Annotated in this window: 19 protein-coding genes; 10 read left to right on the top strand and 9 right to left on the bottom strand. The window is 64.3% G+C overall.

Annotated features, from left to right (window positions below; translation table 11 throughout):
* Positions 1-142: 142 nt before the first annotated feature.
* From E8E78_RS17010 to pedF, 4 genes are all read right to left on the bottom strand, one after another.
* A complete protein-coding gene (locus E8E78_RS17010; RefSeq protein WP_049274385.1) occupies positions 143-1,075 on the bottom strand; it encodes a quinoprotein relay system zinc metallohydrolase 1 in 933 nt (310 codons plus the stop codon).
* Positions 1,076-1,115: 40 nt separating this feature from the next.
* The gene (locus E8E78_RS17015) at positions 1,116-1,877 is read right to left on the bottom strand and encodes a quinoprotein dehydrogenase-associated SoxYZ-like carrier (protein WP_049274384.1); all 762 of its coding nucleotides are present in this window, start codon (positions 1,875-1,877) and stop codon (positions 1,116-1,118) included.
* A gap of 178 nt (positions 1,878-2,055) precedes the next feature.
* Positions 2,056-2,931, bottom strand: a complete 876-nt coding sequence (locus E8E78_RS17020) for a transporter substrate-binding domain-containing protein (RefSeq protein ID WP_049274383.1) — start codon at positions 2,929-2,931, stop codon at positions 2,056-2,058.
* Between the two features lie 5 nt (positions 2,932-2,936).
* On the bottom strand, positions 2,937-3,398 hold the full coding sequence (gene pedF / locus E8E78_RS17025) for a cytochrome c-550 PedF (protein ID WP_016500222.1): 462 nt from the start codon (positions 3,396-3,398) through the stop codon (positions 2,937-2,939).
* Positions 3,399-3,652: 254 nt separating this feature from the next.
* On the opposite strand from pedF, the gene exaA reads away from it, so the two are divergent.
* Together exaA and E8E78_RS17035 are read left to right on the top strand one after the other, a co-directional pair.
* Complete coding sequence (exaA, locus tag E8E78_RS17030; protein WP_049274382.1) at positions 3,653-5,548, top strand: quinoprotein ethanol dehydrogenase; 1,896 nt, start codon at positions 3,653-3,655, stop codon at positions 5,546-5,548.
* A 128-nt stretch (positions 5,549-5,676) separates the two neighbouring features.
* Positions 5,677-6,336, top strand: coding sequence for a pentapeptide repeat-containing protein (locus E8E78_RS17035; protein ID WP_049274381.1), 660 nt, complete (start codon positions 5,677-5,679; stop codon positions 6,334-6,336).
* 52 nt (positions 6,337-6,388) lie between these two features.
* Here E8E78_RS17035 and E8E78_RS17040 read toward each other — a convergent pair whose 3' ends face one another.
* Together E8E78_RS17040 and E8E78_RS17045 are read right to left on the bottom strand one after the other, a co-directional pair.
* Positions 6,389-7,027 carry a response regulator transcription factor gene (locus tag E8E78_RS17040; protein ID WP_016500225.1) on the bottom strand — a complete coding sequence of 213 codons (639 nt, stop codon included), beginning with the start codon at positions 7,025-7,027 and terminating at the stop codon, positions 6,389-6,391.
* Positions 7,027-8,301 carry a HAMP domain-containing sensor histidine kinase gene (locus E8E78_RS17045; RefSeq protein ID WP_049274380.1) on the bottom strand — a complete coding sequence of 425 codons (1,275 nt, stop codon included), beginning with the start codon at positions 8,299-8,301 and terminating at the stop codon, positions 7,027-7,029. Before E8E78_RS17045 ends, E8E78_RS17040 begins: the two co-directional genes overlap by 1 nt.
* Positions 8,302-8,463: 162 nt before the next feature.
* Here E8E78_RS17045 and E8E78_RS17050 point away from each other — a divergent pair, with 162 nt between their 5' ends.
* The 6 genes from E8E78_RS17050 to E8E78_RS17075 all read left to right on the top strand — a co-directional run bounded on the left by E8E78_RS17050 (position 8,464) and on the right by E8E78_RS17075 (position 13,738).
* Positions 8,464-9,657, top strand: a complete 1,194-nt coding sequence (locus E8E78_RS17050; protein WP_061203923.1) for an ABC transporter substrate-binding protein — start codon at positions 8,464-8,466, stop codon at positions 9,655-9,657.
* A 30-nt stretch (positions 9,658-9,687) separates the two neighbouring features.
* Positions 9,688-10,677, top strand: coding sequence for a YVTN family beta-propeller repeat protein (locus tag E8E78_RS17055; RefSeq protein WP_114942109.1), 990 nt, complete (start codon positions 9,688-9,690; stop codon positions 10,675-10,677).
* Positions 10,674-11,414, top strand: coding sequence for an ABC transporter ATP-binding protein (locus tag E8E78_RS17060; RefSeq protein ID WP_016500229.1), 741 nt, complete (start codon positions 10,674-10,676; stop codon positions 11,412-11,414). Before E8E78_RS17055 ends, E8E78_RS17060 begins: the two co-directional genes overlap by 4 nt.
* A complete protein-coding gene (locus tag E8E78_RS17065; protein ID WP_280311683.1) occupies positions 11,411-12,202 on the top strand; it encodes an ABC transporter permease in 792 nt (263 codons plus the stop codon). The genes E8E78_RS17060 and E8E78_RS17065 overlap by 4 nt, the downstream gene beginning before the upstream one ends.
* A 269-nt stretch (positions 12,203-12,471) precedes the next feature.
* Positions 12,472-13,020 (top strand): PQQ-dependent catabolism-associated CXXCW motif protein, encoded by a 549-nt coding sequence (locus tag E8E78_RS17070; protein ID WP_049275469.1) that lies wholly within the window; start codon positions 12,472-12,474, stop codon positions 13,018-13,020.
* 52 nt (positions 13,021-13,072) lie between these two features.
* Complete coding sequence (locus E8E78_RS17075; protein WP_012272760.1) at positions 13,073-13,738, top strand: response regulator transcription factor; 666 nt, start codon at positions 13,073-13,075, stop codon at positions 13,736-13,738.
* A 61-nt stretch (positions 13,739-13,799) separates the two neighbouring features.
* Here the strand turns inward: E8E78_RS17075 and E8E78_RS17080 are convergent, their stop codons facing one another.
* The 3 genes from E8E78_RS17080 to E8E78_RS17090 all read right to left on the bottom strand — a co-directional run bounded on the left by E8E78_RS17080 (position 13,800) and on the right by E8E78_RS17090 (position 18,073).
* Entirely contained in the window at positions 13,800-15,698 is a 1,899-nt protein-coding gene (locus E8E78_RS17080; protein WP_049275468.1) for a NahK/ErcS family hybrid sensor histidine kinase/response regulator, read from the bottom strand.
* Positions 15,667-16,830, bottom strand: a complete 1,164-nt coding sequence (nosP, locus tag E8E78_RS17085) for a nitric oxide-sensing protein NosP (protein ID WP_016500234.1) — start codon at positions 16,828-16,830, stop codon at positions 15,667-15,669. Before nosP ends, E8E78_RS17080 begins: the two co-directional genes overlap by 32 nt.
* A gap of 232 nt (positions 16,831-17,062) precedes the next feature.
* On the bottom strand, positions 17,063-18,073 hold the full coding sequence (locus E8E78_RS17090) for an AraC family transcriptional regulator (RefSeq protein ID WP_049275467.1): 1,011 nt from the start codon (positions 18,071-18,073) through the stop codon (positions 17,063-17,065).
* Between the two features lie 168 nt (positions 18,074-18,241).
* Between E8E78_RS17090 and E8E78_RS17095 the strand changes: the two genes are divergently transcribed.
* Complete coding sequence (locus E8E78_RS17095) at positions 18,242-19,426, top strand: acetyl-CoA C-acyltransferase family protein (protein WP_049275466.1); 1,185 nt, start codon at positions 18,242-18,244, stop codon at positions 19,424-19,426.
* A gap of 13 nt (positions 19,427-19,439) precedes the next feature.
* On the top strand, positions 19,440-20,288 hold the full coding sequence (locus E8E78_RS17100; protein ID WP_049275465.1) for a 3-hydroxybutyryl-CoA dehydrogenase: 849 nt from the start codon (positions 19,440-19,442) through the stop codon (positions 20,286-20,288).
* The last annotated feature ends 3 nt before the right edge of the window (positions 20,289-20,291 follow it).

The raw sequence follows: 20,291 nt of genomic DNA on the forward strand, positions 1-20,291 counted from the left end.
GTTGTGCCCGGGAAAATTTCCCGGTGTGCCGGGAATTCTTGGTTGCCGCCAGTTCGCCAACAATTGCCCGCTGTGCGGAGTTTTCTAGTTCCTTGGTACAGGGCTGCGTCCCCAAGACAAGCGCGATCCCTTTGGGATAGCGTCAGGGGTTGGCGTCGACCCGCTGGAGTTGTTGGCGTTCGTAGCGGGGATACAGATGGCTGACACTGCGAATCAGCTCATAACGGGTCAGGGTGATCCCGGCAAAGCGTTCAGGGATGGGGCTGCGGATCATCTCGGCCATGTCGTCGCCACGCGCCGCGCCGTCGCGCATCAGGCCATCCAGCCAGCCCAGGTAATCACGCATCTGTGCAAACGGCCGGGCATCGCTGGCCACCGGCCCGTGCCCGGGCACAAGCAGCTTCCAGGGCAAGGCTTGCAGGGTGTCCAGGTCCTTCTGCCACACCTCTAGCCCCGGGCTGTTGGGGGTGGTCAAGGCACGCTCGTAGAAAACCAGGTCGCCAGCGAACAGTACGCCGGTCTTCTCATCCAGAATCGCCAGGTCGGCGCCGGTATGCCCGCCTAGCTCCAGCAACCGCAGGCGGTGCCCGCCCACCTCGTGGATACCCGGCTGCAGCACCTGGGTAGGCAGCACCACTTCGGTGCCGCGCATCCAGTCGCCGACCAGGCGGTACATGTTCTCGGCCATGGCCTCGCCCTGCTGGCGCAGCAAGTCGCCGGTACCGGCCAAGGCGCCAATAGGCACATCGGCAAAGGCCTGGTTGCCCAGTACATGGTCAGGGTGATGATGGGTCAGCAGCACCTCCAGCACCGGCTTGTCGGTGGTGGCGGCAATCGCCTGGCGTAACGCGTCGCCGTAACGCTTCGATGGCCCGCTGTCGATCACAACCACACCGCTGTCGGTGACAATGAACGCGGTATTGACGATATTACCGCCATTGGCCTTGCCGAAGTTGTCAGTGCTGCCCTCCAGTAGCCAGGTGCCCTCCGCTATCTGCCGGGGCGCAAGCCGATAGTCCAGGTCTGCCTGGGCCGGCAGCCCCAGGCACAGCAGCAACAGCATCATCCAACGCATGAAGAGCGCCTCTGGTCAGGGGTGAAATCGGGCAATGGGCTCAGGGCACTGCCGCTTCGAACTGGTTGCCGCTGTTGTCCTGCAACAGCAGCCGGGTCGGCCCGGCGCCCTGGATATCGAAGCCCAGGCTGGGGTTTTCGCTGACCGCCGGGTACAGCTCGAGGCTGGCCAGGCGCTGGCCGTTCGCGTCCTGCAACTCGGCATGGTTGAGGAAGAACTCGGGAATACCGCTGACCAGGCCGTTGTCCATCGGGTGGGCCACCTGCAGGCGCAAGCGGCTGCTGTCGCCACGCGGGTAGCGCCCGCCCAGCACTTCACCGAGGTGTTCTTCCCAGCCGGGTTGGGTGCGCACCACGCTGGGCGCGGTACAGCCGCCGCCGGCGGCATCGATCAGGGTTGAGCCGACGTGCCACAGGCCGTCGCGTGTCAGCACAGCGGCGCGCAGCGGCGTGGCCTGTTCGATGCGGATGCGGATCGACAACCAGGGCAACACGCGCTCGCCGGGCTGAAAGTCGACAATCCGCGGCAATGGGTTGAGTTCGGCCCAGGCGATTATCCGCACCACCTCGCCAGCGAATGCCCGGGCGTCGATCTCCAGCGGCACCTGCCGTGCGTCCTCGGCAAAGGGCGGCGCCAGCAGCTTGACCCGGTCATCGAAGACGAACGCGGCCTGGCCCAGCAACTGCTTGTGGTAGAAGTCCCACATCACCGAGGGCACCGGGTCCGTCTGCGGGGCTGGGGTGGCAGCCTGGGCTGACCAGGGTATGCAGCAGGCCAGCAGGAAAGTCGCTTTCAAGTTCATGATCCGCTCCCATGGATCAACACAGGATCTTCAGGGGTACCAAGGCCACTGTGGGAGCGGGTTCACCCGCGAAGAATCCGACGCGGTGCATGGCACCGGCTTCGCCGGTGTTCGCGGGTAAACCCGCTCCCACAGGGTGTTGTGTTGCCTGCGCGAATCCGCGGGCCTGGGCAATTTGTTACTGATACATCTCCGGTACCTCGTAACGCAGGCCGTAAGCGGCATACATCGCCTTGAGCCGGCCATCGCGGATCATCGCCTCAAGGGCCTCCTCCACGGCATAGGCCAGCTGACGGTTGCTTTCATGGACGGCCATGCCGATTTCCCAGGCCTGCTTGCCCAGGTTGGGGTAGGCGTTTTCCGCCAGGGCCAATTGCGGGTCGGCGGCCTGGTGCAGCTGCCAGTCAACTTCGCCACGCATCGCCATCACCGCGTCCACCTGGCCAGCCTGCATGGCGCTGAACGCCTGCTGTACACCGGGGTAATGATGGGTTTTGGCACTGAGCATGCCGTTGAACACCGAAGTCAGGTAGAACGATGGCACGCTGTCCACCTCGACCCCGATCGGGTGCTGCTGGAACACCGCCACACTGCCCACCGACTTCAGACGACGCTGGTCGTAGGCCACCTGCCAGCGCTCTTGCTGATAAGGGCCGAACATCACCACCTGGGCGTTTTCCAGCTCGCCCAGTTCGTTGCGTCTTTGCGCGTAGGCGTGGTCGTAGGGCACCCTCATCATCAGGTCGGCCAACTGCTGGTGGCGCAGCGGGCTGCCACGCCAGATGTAATCGCGCAGGTCATCGTCGAGTTTTTCCCCGGCCGGCGCCCAGATCAGTTGCAAGCGCACCCCCAAGGCGGTGGCCAACGCCTGCGCCAGCTCCACATCGACACCCCGGGGCTTGCCGTGGTCCTCGAAACTGTAGGGCGCGAAATCCTTGTACACCGCCACCTTCAGTTCGCCAGCGGCGATGATCGCGTCGTAGTTGCGCACCTGCGCCTGGGCCGTCGCGCACCACAGCAGCAGGCTACAAAGCCACACCGCAAACAGACGCATGGCCGTCACTCCTCGACGTGCACGCTGTCCAGGTAGGTGCGCACCGCCCACAGGGCTTCCTGGCTGAGGTAATCGGCCATCTTCGGCATGTACACACGGCCATCGCGGACCGCGCCATGACGTACCCGTTCGACAAACCATTCATCCCCGGCGTCACCGGCATCGAGCATGCGCAGGTCGGGGGCGATACCGCCGGACTTGGCCTCCAGGCCATGGCAGGCAGCGCAATTCTGGTTGTAGGCCGAGGCGCCGATTTCCACGGCCTTGTCGTGCTCGGGCGAGCTGCGGTAAGGGTTTACTGCCGCCCAGCCGTCGCCGTCCAGGCTTACACCGGCGTCCTTGATCGGGGTCAGGCCCTTGGTCTCCACCGCCTGGGGCACCACGTTGCCATGGGCAAAAGCGGTACTGGTCAGCACCGCCGCAGCCAGCAGCCCTGCAGCAAGCAACACATTGCGTTTTGTTGTCATTGTTATGCCCTCACCATTGCACGCAAAGCCTCAACCACAGAGGCCGTGCCGCCATCTTAGAAACAGCTTGCGAATGGTCGAATGCTGCTTTGGTGGCCGGGCCTTACTCCCTTGGTAGTAGGGCTTGTGGCGAAGGGCCAATTGAGGTGCCGTTCGGGAACTATTCCCGGCAAGGGCGGGACTTTTTCCGTATCCCGCGACAGCGCCCCCGCCCCACCCTGTGCAGGCCAAAACCTCCACTGGGAACTGCAACCATGACAATAAGATCGCTACCCGCCCTTTCCCCTCTGGCCCTGAGCGTGCGCGTCCTGCTACTGGCCGGTGGCCTGGCCCTGGGCAATGTGGCAACAGCGGCCACTGCACCTGCTGCACCTGCCGGCAAGAGCGTCACCTGGGAAGACATCGCCAACGACCACCTGACCACCAAGGACGTGCTGCAGTACGGCATGGGCACCAATGCCCAGCGCTGGAGCCCGCTGGCCCAGGTCAATGACCAGAACGTGTTCAAGCTGACTCCGGCCTGGTCGTACTCCTTCGGCGACGAGAAGCAGCGCGGCCAGGAATCCCAGGCTATCGTCAGCGACGGCGTGGTCTACGTCACCGGCTCGTACTCGCGGGTGTTTGCCCTCGATGCCAAGACCGGCAAACGCCTGTGGACCTACAACCACCGCCTGCCCGACAACATTCGCCCGTGCTGCGACGTGGTCAACCGCGGGGCGGCCATCTTCGGCGACAAGATCTACTTCGGCACCCTGGACGCGCGGCTCATCGCCCTCGACAAGCACACTGGCAAAGTCGTGTGGAACAAGAAGTTCGGCGACCACAGCGCCGGCTACACCATGACCGGCGCCCCGGTGCTGATCAAAGACAAGACCAGCGGCAAGGTGCTGCTGATCCATGGCAGCTCGGGCGATGAATTCGGCGTGGTCGGCCAGTTGTTCGCGCGCGACCCGGACACCGGTGAAGAAGTGTGGATGCGGCCCTTCGTCGAGGGCCACATGGGCCGCCTGAACGGCAAGGACAGCACCCCCACCGGCGACGTCAAGGCGCCATCCTGGCCAGACGACCCAACCACCGAAACCGGCAAGGTCGAAGCCTGGAGCCACGGCGGCGGCGCCCCTTGGCAAAGCGCGAGCTTCGACCCCGAAACCAACACCATCATTGTCGGCGCTGGCAACCCTGGCCCCTGGAATACCTGGGCGCGCACGTCGAAGGACGGCAACCCGCATGACTTCGACAGCCTGTACACCTCCGGCCAGGTCGGCGTCGACCCGAGCACCGGCGAGGTCAAGTGGTTCTACCAGCACACCCCCAACGATGCCTGGGACTTCTCCGGCAACAACGAGCTGGTGCTGTTCGACTACAAGGACAAGAACGGCAACGTGGTCAAGGCCACCGCCCACGCCGACCGCAACGGCTTCTTCTATGTGGTCGACCGCAACAACGGCAAGCTGCAGAACGCCTTCCCCTTCGTCGACAACATCACCTGGGCCAGCCATATCGACCTGAAGACCGGGCGCCCGGTAGAAAACCCAGGCCAACGCCCGGCCAAGCCGCTGCCGGGTGAAACCAAGGGCAAGCCGGTGGAAGTCTCGCCACCGTTCCTGGGTGGCAAGAACTGGAACCCGATGGCCTACAGCCAGGACACCGGGCTGTTCTACATCCCCGGCAACCAGTGGAAAGAGGAATACTGGACCGAGGAGGTGAACTACAAGAAGGGCTCGGCTTATCTGGGCATGGGCTTCCGTATCAAGCGCATGTACGACGACCACGTCGGCACGTTGCGCGCCATGGACCCGACCACCGGCAAGCTGGTGTGGGAGCACAAGGAGCACCTGCCGCTGTGGGCGGGCGTACTGGCAACCAAGGGCAACCTGGTGTTCACCGGCACTGGCGACGGCTTCTTCAAGGCCTTCGACGCCAAGACGGGCAAAGAGCTGTGGAAGTTCCAGACCGGCAGCGGCATCGTCTCGCCGCCTATCACCTGGGAGCAGGACGGCGAGCAGTACATCGGCGTGACCGTGGGCTACGGCGGCGCCGTGCCGCTGTGGGGCGGCGACATGGCCGAGCTGACCAAACCGGTGGCTCAGGGTGGTTCGTTCTGGGTGTTCAAGATCCCGAGCTGGGACAACAAGACTGCGCAGCGCTGACTGCCTGAGGTAAAGCGTTACTGGGGCTGCTTGCCGGCGATGGGCCGCAACGCGGCCCCATAACGCTTATCCCGAATGCATTCAGGTCCGCCCCACAACTGCCCTGTTCCAACTGAGAGCCTTTCACCATGAACTACCTGCCATTTGCCTTGCTGTTGATACTGTCCCCTGCCTTGGCCGGGAGTGCCGACGACGATGGCAACGATGCCCCCTTGACCATCAACGGCTGCGTCATTGCCGAAGCCAGCCAGTGCCCGGGGGCCAACCTGCGCGGTGCCAAGCTGGCTAACCAGGACCTGCGCAAGATGAACCTGGCCGGCGCCGACCTGCGTGATGCCGACCTGCGCCATGCCCGGCTGGACCTGGCCAACCTGGAAAAAGCCCGCCTGCAGGGCGCCAACCTGACCCGTGCCAGCCTGCAACAGAGCAACCTGCGTGTGGCTGACCTGAGCAACAGCAAGCTGGTGGCCATTCAGGGCTGGGGCTTGTTCGCCCAAGGGGCACAGTTTGCAAAAGCCGACCTCAGTGCAGCCTACTTGCAGTTCGCCAGGCTGTCCGGGGCGAAGCTGCAGCAGGCCAACTTGCAGGCGGCGGACCTGGAGATGGCCTGGCTGAGCAAGGCTGATTTGCAAGGGGCCAACCTGAGCGATGCCAACCTGCAAGAGGCCAAGTTTGGCCAGAGCAACCTTGCGCGTGCCGATTTACGCGGGGCGCGGCAGCATTACGGAAATTTCCAGGAGGCGAACATGGAGGGGTGCAAGGGGTGCCCGGATACATGGGACAAATAAGTTCAGTTAGCAGGGGCCGCTTTGCGGCCCCAGCAAGCGCAGCTGACACACCTCACCCCGCCACCCGCACCACCCCCAGGTTGATGCCCAGGTGCACCAGCTCGGCATGCGAACTGACCTGCAACTTGCTCTTGAGCAAGGTCAAATGATTGGACACAGTCTTGGCGCTGATGCACAGCTGCTCGGCAATCACCCGCATCGGCGTACCTTTGGCCAGCATCGTGAAAATCTCCAGTTCACGCTGGGTCATGCGCTGCAAGCGCGGGTCACTGGTGCTTTGCTGTGACGTGCACGCCAACTGGGTAGCCAAGGGTTGTTCGATGTAGGCATGCCCGGCCAACACCCGCTGCACCGCCTCGATCAACACCTCGGGCGCCGAGTTCTTGGTCAGGTAGCCCGAGGCCCCGGCTTCCAGTGCCTGACGCACCAGCGGCAACTCGTCGTGCATGCTGAAAAACAGCACCCTCAGCTGCGGCAAGCGCTGGCGCAGGCGGCGGGTGGTTTCCAGGCCGCTGATACCCGGCAGGCCAAAGTCCATGATCACCAGGTTCGGCACTTGCTCCTGCACCCGGGCCAAGGCCTCTTCACCACTGGCGGCCTCACGCACCTGCACCGTCGGTAATACAGTCCGCAGCAGGCTGGCATAGCCCTGGCGAACCACGGCATGGTCATCGACCAATACGATATTCATTACACCTCCTTGGGGATGTTCAGGGCCAGCGCCCAGCCGCCACCCGGGCGGCTCAAGATACGCAGCTCCCCCCCAAGGCTACGGGCGCGCTCGGCCATCGAATGCAGACCTACCCCTGGGCGCTGGGGCGGGTGCGCGCCGCGGCCATTGTCGCGAATGAACAGGCGCAAACCCTTGGCACTGCGCTGCAGGCGCACTCGCACCTGGCTGGCGCCGGCATGCCGGGCGACGTTGGTCAGTGCCTCTTGCAGCAAGCGGTACAGGTGCGTTCTGCTCGCCCCGGGCAGCGCCGGCAAGTGCTCGCCAACCCGCAGCCGGCACTCGATGCCCTGGCTGGCCTGCCACTGGCTCACCAGCAGGCCGAACGCCTCGGCCAGCGGCATGTAGTGCAGCGCTACCGGATACAGGTTGTGCACCAGGGCGCGAAACCCTTGCTGGAGGCGCTCGCAATTAAGTTCGAGGTCGTGCGCCGTCTGTGTCACCACCGCAGGTTGCTCGGCCACCATACGCAACAGACAGAGCTGGGCACGAATACCTGCCAGGTATTGCCCCAGGTCGTCGTGCAGCGCCTGCGCCAGCTGGGTACGCTCTTGCTCCTGTGCCGCCAGCAGTGCCTGGGTCAGCTGCGCATTGTCGCCCCGGGCCTGCTCCAGCGTCGCGGTCATATGGTTGAAGTAAGCCGCCAACTGGCGCGCCTCCGGCAGGCCCGCCTCGCGCAAGCGCGCAGTCAACTGCCCGCCCGAAACCTGGCGCAAGGCGCACAGCAGCTCATCCAGCAGGCCCATGGCCCGCCGTACCGCCCAGCGAATGGTCAGCAAGCTCAACAGCAAGGCCAGGCCACACAGACCAAGCAGTTGCTGCAGAGAGTCCCAGACTTCGTCGATCTCATCCCGTGGATCGACCGCAATCAACACCCTGCGCCCGTCATTCAGCGCCAGCAGCCGACTGCTGCTGGGGCGCTCGCCAAACAGCTGGTGGCCCAGCCAGGCATCCAGCCCGGTTTGCGGCGGTAACCGCGGCGCTTCACCCGGCGCCAGCCAGTGCACCCGCACATGGCGCAGGCTCTGGGTCAGCCGGGGTTGCAGGCTTGCCGGGTCGTGTTCGGCAGTGTCACCGAGGTACGCCACCACCGCTTCGGCAGACTGCAACTCACGCTCTACGTCAGCCACCGCCTGGTGCAACAACACGCCGGCACAGGCCAGCGCCACCAAAGCGAAACAGAACGTGACCCACAGGTTGATCCGCCACAGGGCCGACAGGTTGACAAGGCGCACAGGCGATTCTCCTCGGGGCGTCGTGGCCCATCGTGCTCCCCATCCTAAAGCCGCAGCACCCGCGCCGAATTACTACCTTGGTACCGGGCTAGCGCTACTTTCTGCATATTTCCTCCTCCCGGCGGGCTTCCTATGCTGGCGCCATCTGCCGTGGAGTGTGTTATGCGCCAGCCTGCCCACCTTGCCCTGACCTGCCTGCTGGCCCTGGCCACGACGCTGTCTGCGCCACTGGCGCCCGCCGCTCAGGGCCAACCCGCAGCACCACTGCAAGTGCGCATCGGCTACCTGGGCTATCGGCCCGACCCCGGCCCGCTGCTGTCCAATGTCATTTCTGAGCCCGCCGACGCCGGGCGGCAAGGTGCCGAGCTGGCGATTGTCGACAGTAACAGCACCGGGCGCTTCCTGAAGCAGCAGTTCCAGCTGAGCAACGCCACGGTCGACAGCCCCGAGGCGCTGCTGCAGGCGGCAAAGGCACAGCACGACCAAGGCCTGCGGCTGTTTGTGGTGAATGCCCCGGCCGCCAGCCTGCGCGCTTTGTCTGCCGCGCTGCCCGACAGCCTGCTGTTCAACGCCGGCAGCCCCGACGACAGCCTGCGCAGCAGCCAGTGCCTGGGCAATGTGCTGCACAGCCTGCCGGGGCGGGCCATGCTGGCCGATGCGCTGGTGCAATTTCTGGTGCTGCGCAAGTGGCAGCGGGCGCTGCTGGTGGTGGGCCAGACCGAAGACGACCATGCCTATGCCGCCGCCCTGCGCCGTTCGGTGAAGCGCTTTGGCGTGCAATTGGTAGCGGAGAAGACCTGGACCTTCGACAACGACCAGCGCCGCAGCGCCCAGGCCGACATGCCGCTGTTCACCCAAACCGCCGAATACGACGTGGTGCTGGTGGCCGACGAGCGCGGCGACTTTGGCGAGTACTTGCCCTACCAGACCTGGTACCCCCGCCCCGTGGCCGGCACCCAGGGCCTGACCCCCACCGGCTGGCACAAGACCGTGGAAACCTTTGGCGCAGCGCAGCTGCAAAAACGCTTCGAAGCCCAGGCCGGGCGCTGGATGAATGACCGCGACTTTGCCGCCTGGATGGCCGTGCGCAGCATTGCCAGCGCTGCCAGCAAGCTGCGCCAGGCCGAACCCCGCGCGCTACAACAACTGCTGCTCAGCGAACAGTTGCCACTGGATGGTTTCAAGGGCCGCAAGCTCAGCTACCGCCCGTGGAATGGCGAACTGCGCCAGCCAATCCCGCTGGTGCAGCCGCGCGCCCTGGTCAGCACTTCGCCGCAGGAGGGCTTCCTGCACCCTTTCAACGAAATGGACAGCCTGGGCTACGACAAGCCCGAAGTGACCTGCAGCTACCCCTGACCCGATAACCACAACAATAAGGAATTCGCCATGCGCCGCCCCCTCTTCCACCGGGCCCTGCTTTACCCCAGCCTGCTGTCGGGCGCTTTGGCGCTTGCCTGCGGGCACGCCATGGCCGCCACTGCCTGGGTCTCCAACGAGAAGGACAACAGCCTCAGCCTGATCGACATGCAAACGCTGGAAGTCACCGAAACCTTGCCGGTGGGCCAGCGCCCGCGCGGCCTGCTGCTGTCACACAACAACAAACTGCTGTACATCTGCGCCAGCGATTCGGACCGGGTGCAGGTGATGGACGTGGCCACCCGCAAGATCATCAAGGAGCTGCCCTCTGGTAAAGACCCCGAGCAGTTCGCCCTGCACCCCAACGACCGCTGGCTGTACGTGTCCAACGAGGACGATGCGCTGGTGACGGTGATCGACACCGTCACCGACAAGGTGCTCGGGCAGATCGACGTCGGTATCGAACCCGAAGGCATGGCGGTGAGCCCCGATGGCAAGTGGGCCGTCAACACCAGTGAAACCACCAACATGCTGCACTGGATCGACACCAGCACCCAGACCCTGGCCGACAGCACCCTGGTCGACCAGCGGCCGCGTTTCGTCGAGTTCGACAAGGACGGTTCGCGGCTGTGGGCGTCGGCGGAAATCGGTGGCACGGTGACCATCCTCGACGTGGCCACCCGACAAGTGCTGAAAACCCTGAACTTCCAGATCAAGGGCGTTCACCCGGACAAGGTCCAGCCGGTGGGCATCAAGCTCAGCGCCGATGGCAAGTACGCCTTCGTCGCCCTGGGCCCGGCCAACCATGTGGCGGTGATTGATGCCAAGACTTACGAGGTACTCGACTACCTACTGGTCGGGCGGCGGGTCTGGCAGCTGGCATTCACCCCGGACCAGCGCCAGTTGCTGGCCACCAACGGGGTCAGCGGCGACGTTTCGGTGATCGACGCGAATTCCCTCAAAGTGCTCAAGTCGGTGAAGGTCGGGCGCTACCCCTGGGGCGTGGTGGTAACACCATGAACGCCCTGGACGTCAGTGATGTGAGCTTCGCCTACGGCCAGCGCGAAGCCCTCAAGCAGGTGGGTTTCAGCCTGGCGCCCGGGCGCTTCGCCGCGCTGCTGGGCCCTAATGGCGCCGGCAAGTCGACCTTGATCGCCCTGCTTACCCGCCTCTACGACCTGCAGCACGGCGACATCCGCGTGAGCGGCTGCTCACTGCGCAACGCTGCACGCCCGGCGTTGCGCCAGTTGGGCGTGGTGTTTCAGCAAAGCACCCTGGACCTGGACCTGAGCGTTGAACAGAACCTGCGCTACCACGCCGCGCTGCATGGCCTGTCGCGGCGCCAGAGCGACCGGCGGGTCGAAGCCGAACTGGCCCGCCAGGGCCTTGGCGAACGCAGGCGCGATCGTGTTCGCGAGCTGAACATCGGCCATCGGCGCCGGGTGGAAATTGCCCGCGCGCTGCTGCATGAGCCGCGCCTGCTGCTGCTCGACGAAGCCAGCGTCGGCCTTGACCCTGCCAGCCGACTGGCGCTCAACCAGCACCTGCGCGGGCTGTGCCGCGAGCAGCAGCTCAGTGTGCTGTGGACCACCCACCTGCTGGATGAAGTGCAGCCCAGCGATGACTTGCTGATTCTGCATCAGGGCCGCCTGGTGGCCAGTGGCACCGCCGATGCGCTGAGCCTGGAGCACGGCGGCGACCTCGACAACGCCTTTGCCAGGCTGACCAACGCCCACTCAGGAGCCGACGCCCGATGAACGCTTACTGGCAATGTTTCAACGGCATCATGCTGCGCGAATGGCTGCGCTTCGTGTTGCAGCGCACGCGCCTGCTCAGTGCCCTGGTACGCCCGCTGCTGTGGTTGCTGGTGTTCGCCGCCGGGTTTCGCGCGGCGCTGGGCATTGCCATCATCGAGCCCTACGACACCTATATCCCTTACCAGGTGTATATCATTCCGGGGCTGGCCTGCATGATTCTGCTGTTCAACGGCATGCAGGGCTCGCTGTCGATGGTCTATGACCGCGAGATGGGCAGCATGCGCGTGCTCTTGACCAGCCCATTGCCGCGGCCTTTCCTGCTGGGCAGCAAGCTGTTGGCGACTTCGTTGATTTCCCTGCTGCAAGTCTATGCCTTCCTCGCCATCGCCTGGCTCTACGGCGTGCAGCCACCGGCTGCGGGCTTGCTGCTGGCGCTGCCGGCAATGCTGCTGGTGGCGTTCATGCTCAGCGCCCTGGGCCTGTTGCTGTCGAACGCGATCCGCCAACTGGAGAATTTTGCCGGGGTGATGAATTTCGTGATTTTTCCGCTGTTTTTCCTGTCTTCGGCGTTGTACCCGCTGTGGAAGATGCGCGAGGCCAGCCAGTGGTTGTACTGGCTGTGTGCTGTGAACCCGTTTACCCATGCCGTGGAACTGGTGCGGTTTGCGCTTTATGAGCGGCTGAACCTGCTGGCGCTGGCGGTGTGCCTGGGGTTGACCGCCTTGTTTACCCTGCTGGCGATACTCACCTTCAACCCCCAGCATGCGGCGCTGCGCAAACCACGCTGACGGGCCGCACAATCCATTGGCTGAGCGAGGCGCCTGTGGGAGCGGGTTTACCCGCGAAGAAGGCGACTCGGTGTATGGCACCGGCTGCGCCGGTGTTCGCGGGTGAACCCGCTCCCACAGGGACTGCTCCAGCATGAAAAAAGTTAGCAAATCGGGAATATCGTCGGTCCGCCATTTACTACTTTAGTACTGCCTTTGCTGTCTAATCGTCGCATTCACAACGCACCGCCACTGGCATGTAATGGGCCTATAACAAAAAGGATAAAACCATGCCACATGCCCTGCGCCCTTTGTTGGCTGCCCTTTCGCTGAGCCTGTCGCTGAGCGTCGCCCACGCCGACACCACGCCGCTGTTCTCCGCCGAAGGCTACCGCGCCACCCTCTATCGCAGCCCGACCCCGCAACAGGTCGAAGGTGGCCAGGTCATCGACACCACCACGCTGCAACGCCTGCTGGCCCAGACGCCCAGGCCGGTGCTGGTTGACGTCTACCGCCGGCAATGGCTGCAAGGCCGCTTCATCGAAGACGAACCACACAGCAACCTGCCCGGCAGCGTGTGGCTGGCCAACACCGGCGACGGCGAACTGAGCCCGGCCTGGCAGGACTACTTCGTGCGTAACCTGCAAAAAGCCACTGCCGGGCACCCGGAGCAACCGCTGGTCTTCTACTGCCGCTCCGATTGCTGGTTAAGCTGGAACGCGGTAAAACGCGCAAAAGCCCTGGGCTATGACAACCTGTACTGGTACCGCGACGGCGTGGACGCCTGGCAGCAGGCCAACCTGCCGCTGCAGCCGGCGCAGCCCGTGCCCTTCCCCTGAAACACTTGCCTGCGAACGCGTGCCCATCCAATAAAAACAAGGTGAAAAGGCCATGTACAAAATTCTGATTGCCGACGATCACCCCCTGTTTCGCGAAGCCATCCACAACGTCATCAGCGATGGTTTTCAAGGCAGCGAGGTCATGGAGACGGCCGACCTGGACAGCGCCCTGGCATTGACCCAGGCGCACGATGACCTCGACCTGATCCTGCTTGACCTGAACATGCCCGGCATGCACGGCCTCAATGGCCTGATCACCCTGCGCAACGAGGCGCCGACCACCCCAGTAGTGATCGTTTCAGCCGAGCAGGAAAAGCAGATCGTGTTGCAGGCCATCACCTACGGTGCCGTGGGCTTCATCACCAAGTCCTCGCCACGCTCACAGATGATCGAAGCGATCGAGCAGATCCTCAATGGCAATGTCTACCTGCCACCGGACATCATCCGCGCGCAAAAAAGCAGCACCAGCCGGCGCCACAACGATGCCCCGAGCTTCCCGCCGGAAATGCTCCAGGCGCTGACCCGCAAGCAGCTGCTGGTGCTTGAGCGCATGACCAAGGGGGAATCGAACAAGCAGATCGCCTATACGCTGGATATCGCCGAAACCACGGTCAAGGCGCATGTTTCGGCTATCTTGCGCAAGCTCAATGTGCACAACCGGGTGCAGGCAATCCTGAGTGCCGGCGATATCGATTTTGCTGATTACTTGAGGCGTTGACCTGTAACGGCCTATTCGCGGGCTTGCCCGCTCCCACAGAAGCCTGCGAAAAGGCCAGCGGCTATGTCATGCCGCCGGCCAACAAGTGGCTCATCGCCGTCTTGAGCTTCATCGGCCGCACCGGTTTGTGCATCAGGGTATGGCCCAGCTCGCGGATCTGCTGCTTGAGGTCGTTACTGTAGTTGGCGGTGATCATCAGCGCCGGTAGCGGCTGAGCGCGGCGGGCATTGATCCGCGCCACGGCGTCGACACCGTTGCAGTCGTTGTCCAGGTGGTAGTCGGCGATCAGCAGATCGGCCTCGGCGTGGTAATTGTCCACCTGGCGCGCCAGGTCTTCCTCCGACAGCGCCGTGACCACCTGGCAGCCCCAGCCCTCCAGCAGGGTACGCATGCCGGCGCAGATCGCCGCATCGTTATCCAGCACCCACACCCGCGCCCCACGCAAGCGTTCGAGCATCGGCTCGCAGATCACCGGGCTTGGCTGGGCCTTGGGCACGGTGGCGCTCAGCGGCACTTCGACGGCGAACACCGAGCCTTTGCCTAGCCATGAACGCACCCGGATCCGGTGGCCGAGGATGCCGGCGATCTTTTCCACGATCGCCAGGCCCAAACCCAACCCGCGGTCCTGGTCCGGGCGCTGGACATCACCGCGCTTGAACTCCTGGAACATTTCTTCCAGGTGCTCTTCGGCAATGCCGATACCGCTGTCCCACACTTCGATCCGCAGGCCGCCACGCTGGCGCCGACAACCCAACACAACGCGCCCGCTGTGGGTGTAGCGGATGGCATTGCTGAGCAGGTTGCGCAGGATCCGCGCCAGCAGCTGGATGTCACTGCGCACCACCGCAGAACAGCCCACAAAATGCAGTTCAAGCCCTTCGCTGCGCGCCACTTCGGCGTATTCGGCAGCCAGGTTGTCCATCAGTTCGTTGAGGGCGAACGGGGCGACATCGGCCTTGATCACGCCGGCATCGAGCTTGGATATATCGACCAGGGTGCCTAGCAGGTTCTCTACATCCTCCAGCGAGTTGCTCACATTTCGAACGAGGTGGGCACTGTCTTGCGGCTCGCGGCGCTCGAGCAGCGCGCTGGTGAACAGCCGCGCCGCGTTCAGCGGTTGCAGCAGGTCGTGGCTGACCGCAGCGAGGAATTTGGTTTTCGACAGGTTGGCCTGTTCGGCCTCGCGCTTGGCCTCGCGCAGGCGCGACTCGGCCTGGCTGCGCTCCTCTATCTCACGCAGCAACTGGTCGTTGAGGCTGGTCAGTTCAGCGGTGCGTTCGCGCACCCGTTGCTCCAGGTGTTGATAGGCCTGGTGCAGCGCCTGGGCGGTATTGCGGCGCTCGGTAATGTCGCGGATCAATACGAAGATACCCACCACGTCGCCATTGGCCAGGCGGTTGGGTACGTAGGAGCGCAGCATGTAGCGCTCCTGGCCATTGATGTTGGTTTCGGCAAATTCGAAGGTGACGCTCTCCCCCGCCAAGGCACGCGCCACATAGGCTTGCAGGCGCTGGTAATGCTGTTCGCTGTGGGCCTCGCGCAGGCTCTGGCCCAGCATCACGCCGTGCGGCCAGCAATACCATTCTTCATAAACCTTGTTGGTGAATTCGTAGACCAGATCGGCATTCAGGTAAGCGATCAGCGCCGGGACATTGTCAGTAATCAGGCGAATCTGGTGTTGGTGGGCGGTCTCGGCCCGCTGTCGGGCTTCGCTCAGCAGCCGGTTGACGGCCTTGAGCTCAGCCATGGCCTGGTTCAGGGCATCGGTGCGTTCACGCACCTGCTCGGCCAGCACCACCGAATGCTGGAACGCCGCATAGGGGTCGTTGCCCCGCGTTACCCCCGACTCGATGCGTTCAATCAACGCGCCGTTGATCCGCTGCAACTTGTGATTTTCGTGCTGCAGCCGGCTGAGCTCTGCTTGCAGTTCAGCGCCCGACAGGAGGCCGGTTGCGGGCAATGGCGACCCCGGTGAAGGTCTGGTTGATATGCATGCCATTGAACTGTTCTCCGTAGGTGTTGAAGCCGATCACCCGCTGCTCGCGCAAGAACGCCCCCACCGGCTCCAGGCCGTGATGGGCTTCCAGCTCCAGACGCCGCAGAAAGCAATCACAACCGATGGTCAGCAGCGGCGGGCCGAGGCGCTGGTGCAAACCGTCGAACAGCTGGTGCAGGTTCGGCAACAGCGGGCCCGGGGCCATGGCGGTGAGCACGATGCCATTTTCCACTGCGCAGTAGAAACTCAGGCTCAGGTCCGGATGCACTTGCTGGATCGCCCGCACGTAGTACTGGTCATGAATGCGCACGGCCAGCGGATGGGCGGCGAATACCCGATAATCGAGCGCAGCCACCGGCACGCCGATGTGCCGGGCGTACTCCTCGGCAGCAGGCTCGGCATTCAGCTCGAAGACCCGACGCTGGGCGCTGTCGGCGCCGGTTACCACCAGTTTTTCCTGCCGTGGCAGGATGTGGTGCGTGGTGAACACTTCAAAATCGAGCCAGGTGTTGACCAGCACCACCACTGCGGCACCGTTGTGGAACGCGCCACCGAAATACACATGGGTACGGGTCAGGTAATTGTCGTCACCGGCCGAACCGCCAAAATGCGGGATGTCACCCAGTGCCGCGCTGAGCGCGGCGAGCACCATCTCCTCGCGGCTGGACAGGCCGTCGAGCAGGGTCAGGGCAAAGCTGTGGCCCTTGATCGGCGCCAGGGTGTTGCTGCGGCAGGTGCCGACCAGGCGCTCGACCATCTGCTGCGCGTCGATCAGGCTGAAGTGCTCCATCTCATCGATGAGCTCGGTGGCGATGGAAAAATGCCGGTGATCAAAGCCCACCGCCGTGACGCAATTGCGGCCGTAGCCCAGCGGGGTGATTTCGCCCGCGCTGGTGCAACCGACCAGGCGGATACCGCCAAAGCCCTGCTCCAACGCTTCGCCCAAGGCTTGCAAGTCGTATTCGGCGGAACAGAAGAACAGCACGAAACCCAGGTGCGGGTGCAGCAGCTGCCGCGCCAGGTCCTGGGCGGCCACCCGTGCATCGGGGGCCTGTGACATGGCGCTGACCACACCGTCGTTTTGAGCCTGCTGCATCGTGGTCTCCGGCGCGGGTGGCTGAGGGGTCAGTGTACGAAGGTGAGCAAGGGGGACGAATGCTACTTGGGTAGTGGGTGGGCGGTTCCATGGGCGTAAGAGCCCGCATCATTTGGGGCCGCCTTGCGGCCCATCGCCGGCAAGCCAGGTCCCACAGGTACGGTGCAGGTCTCAAGCTTTGCGCGGTCTCTGGGAGCTGGCTTGCCGCCGATAGGGGCGGTACAGGGAACAACTAACGCCCGGCCAACCGCGCCCTATAGCTGCCGGGGCTCTGCCCGGTCCACTTCTTGAACGCCCGGTGAAACGCACTCGGCTCCTGGAACCCGGCCTGCTCGGCTATCTCGGCAATGCTCAACACCCCCTCGCGCAACCGCTCGAAGGCCATCGCCCGGCGCACCTCATCCTTGATCTGCTGGTACGACCGCCCTTCCCGCTCCAGCTGCCGGCGGAACGTACTGGCACTGATCCCCTGCAGCTGCGCCAGCGCCGCCAAGGTCGGCCACTGCCCATAGTGCCGGGCGCGCAAATGCCGGTACACCTGCGCCACCAGTCCGTTCTGGTTGCGAAAACGGATCACCAACCCCTGCGGCGCACTGCGCAGAAAGGTTTTCAGGGTCGCCAGGTCCTGCACCACTGGCAAACGCAGGTAGGCGCTGTCGAACTCCACTTCGGTACGCCCGCTGCCCAGGCGCAGGTCCGGGCCCCACAACAGCAGGTCGTCGTCCTGGGCCGGGCGCGACACGGCCAGCTCGGTGCGGTCGATGGCGATGCGCCGCCCGGCCAGCCAGCACAACATGCCGATCATCAGCACCAGGTAGGTTTCCTCGGCATACACCCGGGTCAGTGGGTCGGCAATGCTCGACTGCACGCTGATCAGCGCGCGCCCAGCGCGCACCGTCAGGCTGCCGCGCAGGTCGCGCAGGAACAGGCCGAAGCCACCGAGGCACTGGCGCAAGGCCTTTTCCAGGTTTGGTTCAAGGATCAGCCCCCGGCAGATCAGGGCGAAACTGCCCAGCGGCATGCCATGGCTGTCGAGGCGGAAGAACTCGTCGTCCAGGCGCTGAATCTGTGCCAACCACAGCTCGGAGAACGCCTTGGCCGGTACGCGTGCCTGGGGCTGTTCGAGCAGTTGCGGGTCGATGCCCACGGCACGCAGCTGCGCATCACGCTCGGCTGGGCAGTCCCGCAGGGCGTGGAGCATGGCATTGAGAAAGTACACGGCGACCGAATCGCTATCGCGCATGGTGGTTTTCGCTGTCTATGCTGAGTGGCAAAAAGTGCCAGGTTGTTTGAACAGATCCGGCATAGGCTGCAACAGAGCCTTTGCCTAGACTCGATCCCACTCCGGGACCGCCGGCCATTCTCGCAGAGCCTGGCCCGGTCCCGCCATGCCTAAGCTTACGGAGCCTCTATGAGCAGCCCAGAAATCTACGTCGTCAGTGCCGTGCGTTCCGCCATCGGTGGTTTTGGAGGCTCGCTCAAGGACCTGCCCCTGGCCGACCTGGCCACTACCATTACCCGCGCAGCCATCGAGCGCTCGGGCGTGGCCGCCGAGCAGATCGGCCATATGGTCATGGGTACCGTGATCCCGACCGAACCGCGCGATGCCTACCTGTCGCGGGTTGCCGCAATGAACGCCGGCATCCCCAAGGAAACCCCTGCCTTCAACGTCAACCGCCTGTGCGGCTCGGGCCTGCAGGCCATCGTTTCTGCCACCCAGTGCCTGCTGCTCGGTGATGCCGACGTGGCCGTGGCCGCCGGTGCCGAGTCCATGAGCCGTGGCCCGTACCTGCTGCCGCAGGCGCGCTGGGGCGCGCGCATGGGCGACCTGCAAGGCATCGACTACACCGTCGGCGTGCTGCAGGACCCGTTCGAACACTTCCACATGGGCATCACCGCAGAAAACGTCGCCGCCAAACACGGCATTACCCGCGAGATGCAGGATGAACTGGCCCTGACCAGCCAGCGCCGCGCCGCCCGCGCCATTGCCGAAGGCCGTTTCGACAGCCAGATCGCCCCGGTGGAGCTGAAAACCCGCAAAGGCACCGTACAGTTCGCCGTGGACGAACACGTGCGTGGCGACGTTACCGCCGAGCAACTGGCCGGCATGAAGACCGTGTTCAAGAAGGACGGCACCGTGACTGCAGGCAACGCCAGCGGCATCAACGATGGCGCGGCCGGCCTGGTGCTGGCCAGCGGTGACGCGGTGCGTCGCCTGGGCCTGAAGCCGCTGGCGCGCCTGGTGGGCTATGCCCACGCCGGTGTCGAGCCCGAACTGATGGGCCTGGGCCCGATCCCGGCCACCCGCAAGGTGCTGGAAAAGACCGGCCTGAAACTGCAGGACCTGGACGTGATCGAGTCCAACGAAGCCTTCGCCGCCCAGGCCTGCGCCGTGGCCCGCGAGCTGGGCTTCGACCCGGAGAAGGTCAACCCCAACGGTTCGGGCATTTCCCTGGGCCACCCGGTGGGCGCCACTGGCGCGATCATCGCGACCAAGGCCATCCATGAACTGCAGCGCATCCAGGGCCGCTACGCCCTGGCCACCATGTGCATCGGTGGCGGCCAAGGCATTGCCGTGGTCTTCGAGCGCGTCTGAGGGAGCCTGACACATGAGTATTGAACAGATCGCCGTGATCGGCGCCGGCACCATGGGCAATGGTATTGCCCAGGTGTGTGCAGTAGCTGGTTACCAGGTGCTGCTGGTGGATGTTTCCGACGCGGCGCTGGAGCGCGGCGTGGCCACCTTGAGCAAGAACCTCGAGCGCCAGGTCAGCAAAGGCACCCTGGATGCGGACAAGGCGGCGGCGGCAAAAACGCGCATCCGCACCAGCACCGACTACGCCCAGCTCAGCAGCGCGCAGCTGGTGATCGAGGCCGCCACCGAAAGCCTGCAGCTCAAGCAGCGCATCCTGCAGCAAGTGGCCGCCAACGTCGCCAACGACTGCCTGATCGCTACCAATACCTCGTCGCTGTCGGTCACCCAGCTGGCCGCCAGCATCGAGCACCCCGAGCGTTTCATTGGCGTGCACTTCTTCAACCCGGTGCCGATGATGGCGCTGGTCGAGATCATCCGCGGCCTGCAGACCAGCGACAGCACCTACGCCCAGGCACTGGTGGTGACCGAAAAGGTCGGCAAGACGCCGATCACCGCCGGCAACCGCCCAGGCTTCGTGGTCAATCGCATCCTGGTGCCGATGATCAACGAAGCGATCTTCGTGCGCCAGGAGGGCCTGGCCAGCGCCGAGGACATCGACACCGGCATGCGCCTGGGCTGCAACCAGCCCATCGGCCCGCTGGCCCTGGCCGACCTGATCGGCCTGGACACCCTGCTGGCGATCATGGAGGCCTTCCATGAAGGCTTCAGCGACAGCAAGTACCGCCCTGCCCCGCTGCTCAAGGAAATGGTCGCGGCCGGTTGGCTGGGGCGCAAGACCGGCCGCGGTTTCTTCACCTACTGAGGA

The sequence above is a fragment of the Pseudomonas sp. BN505 genome, from assembly GCF_029873175.1.
GTDB lineage: Bacteria > Pseudomonadota > Gammaproteobacteria > Pseudomonadales > Pseudomonadaceae > Aquipseudomonas > Aquipseudomonas putida.